This is a genomic window from Bradyrhizobium aeschynomenes (assembly GCF_013178945.1).
In the GTDB taxonomy this organism is placed as follows: domain Bacteria; phylum Pseudomonadota; class Alphaproteobacteria; order Rhizobiales; family Xanthobacteraceae; genus Bradyrhizobium; species Bradyrhizobium aeschynomenes.
On sequence record NZ_JABFDM010000006.1, the window covers coordinates 446,029 to 456,613 of the forward strand.

The window sequence follows — 10,585 nt, forward strand, 5'->3', positions numbered from 1 at the left end:
CCGCGGGAAACTAGCGCGACATAATTAGATTTTCGTCGCTGCAACCAGCGCGCATTTAGCCGTGCTGACGTTAACGTTGACAAATCCGACATGGACCGCGGCGAAGGTCCTGCGGCCGCCCGAGCGGATTTCTCCAGGCACGACCCGCCGACGATCCGTCACGTGGCTACCATCACGCCGGCTGAAGGCGCAGTTGATTTCGACATCCTTGATGGTGAAGGCGCTCGTGTTCCGCAGCGTGAACGTCACCAGCGCCTTTGATCCGAGACCGCCGCGCCGCCAGGATTGGGAACCGATGCGCAGACCGGACAGAGCGGCCGGATCGAACACCGCCGAGGGCGCAGCCTGCATCGCTGGCGCAAGGCTCGCATTGGCATCCATCAGACTCGGGCCCGACCTGACCGCGGATGGCGGTGCCGGATGTGCGTTGGCGCTGTCCGCCACACCCGGCACCACGGACGCAAAGCCGCGCGACGGCTCTGTTCCATCCTCCTCGCCCTCAAACTGTCCGCTCGGGTGATCCAACGTCAGTCGCGCGAGACTGGGATCCGACGGTTCGCCGTCGTCGACCGACATGATCAGCCAGCCGACGGCGCCGCACATGATCAACGCGAGCGCCGCAAGGCTGGATACAGCAGCGCCGAGGGGAATGTAAGCGTCGTTGCCTCGGCGCCCCGCTGCCGCCGCGGCACCGCCGAGCTTGAGTCCTGGCAAACGGAAGAGACCCGCGCTCATGTCTGCACCATCGGCTGCCCGGCCGGGCGTATGGGAACATCAATCGGCAAACATCGACAGCGTTGCATGCAAAGCCGACAATTGGAGGGCAGGCCCGGATACAGGTACGTTCGCCGGGCTGGCGCGGCCGGCAACGAGTCGGTAAACATCCGGATCGTTGCCGACGCCTTGGAAACGCTGCCGCGCCGCAGACGGTTCACTCTTCGAAAGATCTCGACGATGTTGCATGTCACGTGGGACCACATTCATCTGCGCAGCCCGGATCCGGAAGCGACCGCGAGCTGGCTGCACGAGATGCTCGGCGGCGAGATCGTCCGCCATCCGGGCCGGATCGACGTCAAGCTCGGCGGTGCCAGCGTGTTCATCGCCAAGGTCGAGCCGGGCGACGGCGTCAACGAACCGCCGCTGACGCCGCACCAGGGCCTGGATCACTTCGGCCTCACCGTGAAGGACATCGACGCCGCAGCCGCTGCTCTCAAGGCCAAGGGCGTCACCTTCACGACCGAGCCGACCACGATCCGCCCCGGTGTGCGCATCTGCTTCATCCGCGGGCCGCAGGGCATCTCGATCGAGCTGCTCGAGCGCGACCAGAAATACGCCTGAGGCACCGCGCACGCGGACTACGTCATGCTGCCGGGCATGAAGCAGCGGATCGAGAGCCCTTGATAGCCACGCATCGGCCAGACCATGGTGCGGCCGACGCGGTTGGGCTCCGTGATCACGGCGTCGTCGGGAACGTCGAGCCACTCGCCCTCGATGCGCACGCGGTAATGGCCGCCTTTGCTCTCCCAGTCGACATCGCTGACGGCGCTGCCGTCGGCATCGGAGCAGCATGGGCCCTTGCCGCTGCGCAAGCCGTCGAACCACGCCTTCATCTCCGGCGATGAGTTCGCGTACTGGCCTCGATCGCGCGCCAATGACGGCGGAGTGGCCAGCGCAATCAGCAGCGCTGCGCCCGTCATCGGGATGGGAGGCTTCCAGCGTCCAGCCTCCTGGCGGCCTGCATCTCGGGGGCGAAGATCGGAACGATCAGCTCGCTGCGGCTCATGGCCGCTGCACACGATCCATTTGCTCATGTCCATCTGGTCCATCTGGCTCCTGCACCACCTCAGGGTGCACAGATGGAGATGCATCGACCGGGCCAGAATTCGATTCGATCGCGGCTTCGTGAGAGTCAATCCGGACTTCACGCCGTTACCGCGACATCCGCCCCTATTCCGCCGCCTGCTCCAACGGTGCTACGCGCGGCAGGATGATCTGGATGCGCGTGCCGGCGCCGGGCTCGGAGTCGAGATCGAGCCGGCCGCCGAGCCGGTTGGTCACGATGTTGTAGACGATGTGCAGGCCGAGACCGGTGCCGCCCTGGTCGCGGCGCGTCGTGAAGAACGGATCGAAGGCGCGACGGCGGACGTCGAGGCTCATGCCGCAGCCATCGTCGGAAAAGATGATCTCGACATTGTCGCGCCCGGACTCGCGTGCCCGGATCTCGATCACGCCGCTGCGCCCGTCCGGGAACGCATGTGCGACCGCATTGAGGAACAGATTTGTCAGCACCTGGCCATACGGGCCGGGATAGCTGTTCATCACCAGATTGGGTTGGCAATCGACATTGATCGTCAGGTTCTGTCTGCGCACGCCGGGGCGCAGGCTCATCACCACCTGCTCGGTGAGGTCGGCCAGGTCGAAGCTGCGCTGGTCGGAGTAGTTGCGATCCGCCGCCACCTGCTTGAACGACTGGATCAGCTCGGCCGCGCGATTCAGGTTGGCGACAAGCTGGGCAGCCGCGTTGCGGCTGGTCTCGATGAACTCGTTGAGGCTCGAGCGCCTGAGCTCACCGCGCGTCACCGCCTCGCTGAAGCGCTCGGTCTTGCGCTCGAGCGCGGAGGCGACCGTCAGACTGATGCCGACGGGATTGTTGACCTCGTGCGCGACGCCCGCGACCATGCGCCCCAGCGCGGCCAGCTTCTCCGCCTCGATCAGCGAGGCCTGGGTCTCGCGCAAGTTACGGAGCGCCGTCTCGGCAGCCTCCTTGGCCTTGCGCATCTCGAGCTCGCTCTTCTTCCGCTCGCCGATGTCGAGCGCCACCGTGACGATCTTGTCGACCTCGCCATCGGCGTCCAGCAGCGGCAATTTGTTGACCAGCCACTGCCGCATGACGCAGCAGGAATCGAGATACTCCTCCTCGTAGAAGCCGAGGCCGGCCTTGGTGGCCAGCACACGCTTGTCATTCGAGTCGGTCTTGCTCGCGCCGTAGCGCACCATCAGCTCACCCGTGGTGCGCCCGAGCGCATCCTCGGGCTCGACGTTGAAGATGCCGGCCATGTAGCGGTTCATCAGCACATAGCGCAGCTCGCGGTCCTTGACGTTGATGACCGCCGGCACGGTGTCGATGACCTGCTGCAACAGCCTGCGGCCTTCGGCGATCGCATCTTCCGCGCGCCTCTGATCGGTGATGTCGCGGACGACGCCTTCGTAGCGCACGACCTCGCCGCTCTCGTCGCGCACCACGGTGGCGCTGTCCGACAGCCAGCGGATCTCGCCGTTACGCCGTCGCACCTGGTACTCGAACTCGCGCACCATGCCGTCGCGCCGCATCAGCCGCTGATAGCGTTCGCGTGCCAGCGGATGGACGTAGATCGTCTCGGCGATATCGTTGACGCTCTGAATGAGTTCGCTCGTCGTTTCATACCCCATGATGCGCGCAAGCGCCGGATTGGCGTTGAGCACGAGGCCGCCCGGGGTCGTGACATAGATGCCGTCGATCGAGGCCTCGAACAGCTTGCGATAGCTCTCCTCCGCCAGCCGCTGCTCGGCCAGCGCGCGCACCGCGGCCTCGCGGGCTGCATCGGCGTCCTGCAGCGTCTGCCGGAACACCTCGGCGGCGCGCGCGATGTCCCCGATTTCGTTCTGGACGTCGGTCTGCGGAATCGAGGTCGCCTTCTCACCTGCCGCCAGTGCCCGGATCGAGCGGGCGATCGAGGCCAGCGGCCGCACGGTTCGACGCACCACGAACGAGGCGGCAAAGATGCCGATCAGGACGCCCGCGGTGCCGAAGATGATGCTCTGCCATTTGGTCTCCGCCAGCGTGCGGGCGAAGTCGCGCGACAACACCTTGCCCTGGCTGGCGCTGAGCGCGCGCAACAGCTCCGTGACCCGGCCGATCAGCCGGCCCTCGATGCCGAGCACCTCCTTGTCGAGCCGCGCAATCTCGTCTTCTGTGCCGGCGATGGCGATGATGGCCTCGGCGTAGCGGTCCGCTGCGGCGCGTAGCGCGGAGTCGTCGATCGGCATCGCGCGCATGCTGCGGGCCGCCTGCTCGGCGCCGGCTGGATCGCGCGCCAGCAGCGCCGCGCCGACCTGGTTCTGCACCCGGAACAGCGCCCGCGCGGTGCCCCGATCGGTCAGGCCGGCGATCGCCTCCTCGAAACTCTCGCGGGCCGCCGGCAGCCCCGACAACAGCTCGGCACGGCGCGCAATCAGCGCACTGATCCGGTCGATGCCTTCGCGGTAGTTCGCGAGCCGCTGGGACACGCCGTCGATGGTCGCCTGTTGCTCCGGCGCCAATTGCAGGCGCGTCTTCTTCAACAGCGCATTGAGCTCTGTCGCCGCCTCCATCGCCCGGTCGGAGCGCGAGCCCGGGTCGGTGACGAAATCGCGCGCGGCGAGCCGCAGCTCGTTCATGCGCTGATCGATCTCCTCGGCGAGATCGCCGACGCCTTGCAGCCGCTGCAGCTCCGCAAAGGTCGAATCGATGTGGCGGATGGCGATCACGCTTGCCATGCTGGTTGCGGTGATCACGGCGAGCAGCAGCAAAAAGCTGCCAAAGATCATCCGTCCGATCGTCATCGATCGGAGGCTGCTGCAGGCCGTGTCGAGGTCCGGTAATTTACTCATGGGATCCGATGTTCGGAACCGCAGTATATACGAGCCGCCGCGCGGCCAAATGAACAAATAGGGAACGAACGTGTCCGGCGCATCATCCGCCGGACGAAAAATAGCGTGTGCGGTTAACCGGCCGCACCGAACTCGAACACCTCGCCATCATAGCCCGCCTCCGGCGGAATGCGCAGCTGACGGCCGCCATCGGCGGTCCTGGTCATCACCGGCATCACGGTCACGACGTCCATGTCCCGCGCCGCCGCCAGGGCCTCGGCCACGGCCGGCTGCTTGCCGAGCCGGATCAGGTTGCGGGTGGTCGGAAACGGCAGCTTGAAGCGGCCATCCTCGCCCCCCGCCAGCGCTTCGCGCGGCGAGACCCAGACCGAATCGGTCGATTCCCGGCCGTCATGGGCGCCTAGCTGGTCCGGCGGCGCGGCCGCCAGGAAGAACCAGGTGTCGAAGCGCTTCGGCATGCCCTCGGGCGTGATCCAATGGGCGTAAGGGATGAGTGCGTCGAGCGCCAGGACGAGGCCATGCGTCTCGAGCACCTCGAGGAAGCTGGTCTTACCCTCACACAGCGCGAGGCGATGCGCCGCCTCGATCTCGCGCACCGCGGCGGCATCGATCAGCGCGTCCGAACGCCGCGGACGCGCCAGCAGGATGCCGCTCTCCTCGAAGGTCTCGCGGAGGCCGGCGATGCGGAAGCCGAGCGCCTCGGCGGCCACGCCGTCGCCACCGGAATACAACTCGGGCATCCCGGCAATCTCCCGGTCGCCCTTGTCGACGCTGCCGCCTGGAAACACCAGGGCCCCCGAGTTGAACTCGATCTGATGGTGGCGCACCATCATGAAGACCTCGATCTCGCGTGCCGCAGCGCTATCGCGCAGCAGCAGCACGGTCGAGGCGGGACGAACGGCGGCAACGTCGGCCATGGTCACTCCGCGGCACTGGCTCGGGGTTGCAGATTGGCCCGGGCATCAAAGCGCGCGACCCGCGACAGCAGATAGTCGACCTCGGCCTTGGCGGCGGCCGTGATCGCGGAGCCCGGCTTGCGCTGCGCGCTGGAGGCGATGGCGCCGCGCTTCTGCAGCACGTATTTGCGCACGGCGAGGCCGGCGCCTGGCTGCTGCTCGTAGCGCACCAGCGGCAGATGCGCGTCGAACAGGTCGTGCGCGGCATCCCGCTTGCCGGCCTGCGACAGCTTGACGACATCGACCAGCATCTCCGGGAAGGCGTAGCCGGTCATCGCGCCGTCGGCGCCGCGCTCCATCTCGAAGTCGAGGAACAGGCCGCCATTGCCGCACAGGATTGACAGCGGCTTGAGCGAGCCGTCCTTCTGGAACGCGCGCAGCGCCGAGATCTTCTCCAGGCCGGGCCAGTCCTCGTGCTTGAGCATCACGCAGGACGGGCTGTCCATGACGATCTTGCGGATGACGGCCGGCGTGAACTGGACCTGCTGGGTCAGCGGATAATCCTGCAGCACCCAGGGAATGTCCTCGCCGATCGCTTCCTGCGCCTGCTTGAAATAGCCGGTGATCTGGTCGTCGGTGCGCAGGCTCGGCGGCGGCGCGATCATGACGCCGGCAGCGCCCGCATCCATCGTGGCGCGGGCCAGCGCGCGCATGGTCGCGAAGCCCGGCGACGACACGCCGACGATGATCTGCATGGTCTTCGCGCGCTTGACGAAGCGGATCGCGACTTCGGCGGATTCAGCCGCATCGAGCTTCGGCGCCTCGCCCATGATGCCCAACACCGTGATGCCATCACAGCCCGCCTCGGCATAGAAATCGACCAGACGGTCGATCGAGGCCTCGTCGATGCGGCCGTCATCGTGGAACGGCGTCGGCGCGATCGCGAAGGTGCCCTTGGCGGCGGCGGTGAGCTTCATCGTCTGGTCTCCAATCTCTCTGGCGTCGCTCCGCAAGGCGCTGCCCGGCGCAGGCGCGGAGTCGATCTGGCCGATCATCGTTCTGGATTCCGGAACCTCACTTTCGCCTCGCTCTTGAGAGCTTCGGCGGGCCCCCGGAACGGGGCCAGACATACATCAAAACCGCCGCGCGGACTTTCGAATCTCGTCCTCCGAAAAGAATATCTCCCCTGCATGATCCGCGATGTCCTCGGCCTTCCAGGCCGAGGATGGCGGTTTCCAGCCGTCCATTTCCATCATGCGCAACTCGCGCACGCCGCGCGGACCGGAGACGCCGAGGACCTTCCCCGTCTGGTCGCCCGAGAGGGAGCTGACCATGTAGAGCACGGCCGGCGCGATGCCTTCGGGTGTCAGCGCCGCGCCCGGGTTCTCCTTGTAGCGCGGCAGGTCGGCGGTCATGCGGGTCAGCGCGCCCGGCGCCAGGGTCCAGACCCGGATGTTGTACTTGCGGCCCTCGATCGCCAGCACGTTGGACAGGCCCCAGATACCACCCTTGGCGGCGCCATAGTTGGATTGGCCGAAATTGCCGATCAGGCCCGAGGTCGAGGAGGTGTTGACGATGACGCCGCCGCCATTGTCGCGCATCCAGCGGAACACCGGCAAGGTGCAGCAGAAGGTGCCCTTGAGGTGGACCTGGATCACCTTGTCCCAGTCGGCCTCGCTGGATTTTGCGAAGGTCTGGTCGCGGAGAATGCCGGCATTGTTGACCAGGATGTCGGCGCGGCCGAAATGCCGGATGGCGTCGTCGAACACCGACTGCCCGCCGGCGATGGTCGAGATGTCCGCGCCGTTGGCGACCGCGCGGCCTCCGTCTGCCTTGATCGCGGCGACCACCTGCTCGGCCATCGACAGATCCGAGCTGGAACCGTCGCGCGGACCGCCGAGGTCGTTGACGACGACGGCCGCGCCCTCGCGTGCGAACAGTTTTGCATAGGCCTCGCCGAGCCCGCCACCTGCGCCGGTGATCAGCGCCACCTTGCCGTCGAGCAGTCCCATGGTGTCCTCCTGCGCTGTGCTTTTGTTTACTCGTCATGGCCGGGCTTGACCCGGCCATCCATCTTCGGAAGAGGATGGATGCCCGGGTCAAGCCCGGGCATGACGACAACTAACAGGCGTGCCTCAAACACATATTTATCAACCGAGCACCGTCTTGCCGTTCTTGATGACGGTGACGTTGCGGGCCTTCACGCGCGCCTCGAACGAGATCACATCGCCGTCCTTCCACAGATCGACCGTGACGGTCTCTCCCGGAAACACCGGCGAGGAGAACCGCGCCGCGTGCTGCTTGAAGGCCGACGTGTCGTAGTCCGCATAGGTCTGCAGCACCGCGCGGCAGGTCAGGCCGTAGGTGCACATGCCGTGCAGGATCGGCCGCGGAAAACCGGCGCGGCGGGCGAATTCGGGGTCCGAGTGCAGCGGGTTGCGGTCGCCGCAGAGACGATAGATCAGTGCCTGGTCCGGCCGCGTCGTGATGTCGACGCTGCGGTCCGGCGCACGCGTCGGCACCGGATGCGGCTCGGGAATGCCGCCGGAGGGACCGCCGAAGCCGCCATCGCCGCGGGCGAAGCGCGAGGCCACCAAGGTCGCCAGCGGCGCGCCGCTCTCGTCGCGCAGGATGGTCTGATGGCGGATGACCGCACCCTTGTCCTTGCCCTTGTCGGAGACCGCGAGCACGGAGGAGTCGGCGGAGATCTTCGCGGCGACCGCGAACGGCTTGTGGAACGTGATATCGCGCTCGCCATCGACGACGAGCACGCGGTTCAGCTTCATGTCGCCGGGGCCGGCGCCCCACGCGGCGACGGAGGCAAAGGTCGGCACCACCTTCAGCGGCCGCGGCTCGGCGGTGGCCTCGTTGACGAAGGCGAGCTCCTTCTCATCCATCGGATCGGCGCCCATGCCGATGCCATAGGCATACAGCATCACCTCGCGATCGGTGTAGGCGTAAGCCTGCCCGATCGCCTTCATCGCCATCAGCTCATCGTAGTCGATCGGCATGTCGCCTCCCCGAGTCTCGTTTCTTCGTAGGTGGGCAGAGCGAAGCGCACCCACCGCCTTTATCCCGTTAGTACGGCGCCAATGACTGTGCCCTCTCCCCTTGTGGGAGAGGGCTACACCGCTATCAGCTCCAACCTCACTCGGGTGAGGGGTTGCCTCCACAGAAACACTGTTCGTGTGGAAAGAGACCCCTCACCCGGCTCAATCTCGCTTCGCTCGATTTCGCCACCCTCTCCCACAAGGGGAGAGGGTGCACCGGTCGTGTGGCCGCAATCCGCTCTTCGTCATTGCGAGGAGCGAAACGACGAACCAATCCAAAGTCGAGGAAATCACCCTGGATTGCTTCGCTGCGCTCGCAATGACGCGCGGCGGCATCTGCCCCCCTACACCGGCGTGAAGAACGGCAGCGGCGCGCCGTCGGTCGGCTTGAACACCACCCTCACCTTCTGGCCGATCCTCAACGCATCGAAATCGCAATCCACGAAATTGGTCTGCAGCGACGGCCCCTCCTTCAGGGTGACGTAGCCGATCGCATACGGGCCAGTCGGCGACTTGCGCATGATCGAGAACGTGTAGATCTCGCCCTCGCCCGCGCTCTGCTCCCACACCGTCTGATCCGAGAAGCAGAACGGGCAGATCGAGCGCGGGAAATAGTGCGCCTCGCCGCAGGCGGTGCAGCGCTTGATCAGGAACTTGCCCTCGGCGGCCGCGTCCCAGAACGCCTTGGTCTCGGGATTGGTGACGGGGGCCGGCAGTTTCTTCGCTTCAGACATCAGACGCGCTCCAGAATGCAGGTCGAGGCGGCGTGGCGCACGCCGAGCAGGCCACCGGTGCCATGGGCGATGGCGAGGTCGCAGTTTTGCACCTGGACCTTGGGATGGGCCTCGCCACGCAGCTGGCGCACGGCCTCGATCACCTTGGTCATGCCACCGCGGTTGACCGGATGGTTGCTGCACAGGCCGCCGCCATCGGTGTTGAACGGCAGCTTGCCGACGCCGGAGATGAGATTGCCGTCAGCCACGAACTTGCCGCCGTCGCCCTTCTTGCAGAAGCCGAGATCCTCGAGCTGCATCAGCACCGTGATGGTGAAGCTGTCATAGATCGACGCGTATTTGATGTCCTTCGGCGTGATGCCCGCTTCCTCGAAGGCGCGCGGACCGGACCACACGCCTGCAGAGTAAGTGAGGTCGAGATCCTTGCCGCCGCGCGGCCCCTTCATGGCCTCGCCATGGCCGATCAGCCGCACCAGCGGCTTCTTCAGGCTCTTGGCAATCTCGGGCGTGGTCACGATCAGCGCGCCGCCGCCGTCGGTGACGACGCAGCAATCCATGCGGTGCAAGGGATCGGAGATCATCGGCGAGTTCATGACGTCCTCGACCGTGACAACCTCCTTCAGCATCGCATGCGGATTGTACTGCGCGTGATGCGAGGCAGCGACCTTGATCCAGGCGAGCTGTTCGGACGTGGTGCCGTAGTCGTGCATGTGGCGCATGGCGCACATGCCGTAGGCGTTGTGCGTCGTGGCGCCGTAGGCCATCTCGAAATCGGCCTCCGCGCCGGCGGCGCGCGGCGGCATCGGGCCGGTGCGCGGCTTGCCGGCGAGCGTGATCAGCGCAATCGAGCACTTGCCCGCGGCGATCGCTTCCGCAGCGTGACCGACATGGATCAGATAGGAGCAGCCGCCCGTCTCGGTGGAATCGATGTGCCGCACCTTCAGCCCGAGATAATCGACCATCGGCCAAGCGCCGCCGGGCGCGTCGCCCGCACAGAAATAGCCGTCGACATCCTTGGCGCTCAGACCCGCATCCTCCAGCGCGCCCTTGGCGACCTCGGCATGCAGCTGCGCGGTCGATTTGTCCGGTGCGTGCCGGGTCGGATGCTCATAGATCCCGGCAATGTAGGCCTTGCCCTTGATGGTCAATTCCGTCTCCGCTTCCTGTCGTTTCCTGCCCGATGGTTGGAGATTTTTTTGAACTCTTGCATGAGGCTTGGCAAGCAGTGAAAATATTCCGCGTGGTGGAGATGACGCATGGTCTCGCCCTTCACTCC

General features: G+C 66.0%; 10 protein-coding genes. 1 reads left to right on the forward strand and 9 read right to left on the reverse strand.

The window, feature by feature from the left end; all coding sequences use genetic code 11:
• Positions 1–24 precede the first annotated feature (24 nt).
• Complete coding sequence (locus HL666_RS20095) at positions 25–735, reverse strand: hypothetical protein (protein WP_172183181.1); 711 nt, start codon at positions 733–735, stop codon at positions 25–27.
• A gap of 219 nt (positions 736–954) precedes the next feature.
• On the opposite strand from HL666_RS20095, the gene HL666_RS20100 reads away from it, so the two are divergent.
• Positions 955–1,338, forward strand: coding sequence for a VOC family protein (locus HL666_RS20100; protein ID WP_172108377.1), 384 nt, complete (start codon positions 955–957; stop codon positions 1,336–1,338).
• Positions 1,339–1,355: 17 nt separating this feature from the next.
• Here the strand turns inward: HL666_RS20100 and HL666_RS20105 are convergent, their stop codons facing one another.
• From HL666_RS20105 to HL666_RS20140, 8 genes are all read right to left on the reverse strand, one after another.
• Positions 1,356–1,811 carry a hypothetical protein gene (locus HL666_RS20105; RefSeq protein WP_172108375.1) on the reverse strand — a complete coding sequence of 152 codons (456 nt, stop codon included), beginning with the start codon at positions 1,809–1,811 and terminating at the stop codon, positions 1,356–1,358.
• Positions 1,812–1,947: 136 nt separating this feature from the next.
• Positions 1,948–4,629, reverse strand: coding sequence for a PAS domain-containing protein (locus HL666_RS20110; RefSeq protein ID WP_172130645.1), 2,682 nt, complete (start codon positions 4,627–4,629; stop codon positions 1,948–1,950).
• Between the two features lie 113 nt (positions 4,630–4,742).
• The gene (locus HL666_RS20115; protein ID WP_172108373.1) at positions 4,743–5,546 is read right to left on the reverse strand and encodes an NUDIX hydrolase; all 804 of its coding nucleotides are present in this window, start codon (positions 5,544–5,546) and stop codon (positions 4,743–4,745) included.
• A gap of 2 nt (positions 5,547–5,548) precedes the next feature.
• Positions 5,549–6,502 (reverse strand): dihydrodipicolinate synthase family protein, encoded by a 954-nt coding sequence (locus tag HL666_RS20120; protein ID WP_172183183.1) that lies wholly within the window; start codon positions 6,500–6,502, stop codon positions 5,549–5,551.
• Between the two features lie 156 nt (positions 6,503–6,658).
• On the reverse strand, positions 6,659–7,537 hold the full coding sequence (locus HL666_RS20125) for an SDR family oxidoreductase (RefSeq protein WP_172183185.1): 879 nt from the start codon (positions 7,535–7,537) through the stop codon (positions 6,659–6,661).
• Between the two features lie 138 nt (positions 7,538–7,675).
• Positions 7,676–8,536 carry a MaoC family dehydratase gene (locus tag HL666_RS20130; protein ID WP_172108367.1) on the reverse strand — a complete coding sequence of 287 codons (861 nt, stop codon included), beginning with the start codon at positions 8,534–8,536 and terminating at the stop codon, positions 7,676–7,678.
• Between the two features lie 383 nt (positions 8,537–8,919).
• Complete coding sequence (locus tag HL666_RS20135; protein ID WP_172183194.1) at positions 8,920–9,309, reverse strand: Zn-ribbon domain-containing OB-fold protein; 390 nt, start codon at positions 9,307–9,309, stop codon at positions 8,920–8,922.
• Positions 9,309–10,457, reverse strand: coding sequence for a thiolase family protein (locus HL666_RS20140; protein WP_172183196.1), 1,149 nt, complete (start codon positions 10,455–10,457; stop codon positions 9,309–9,311). The genes HL666_RS20135 and HL666_RS20140 overlap by 1 nt, the downstream gene beginning before the upstream one ends.
• Between the last annotated feature and the right edge of the window lie 128 nt (positions 10,458–10,585).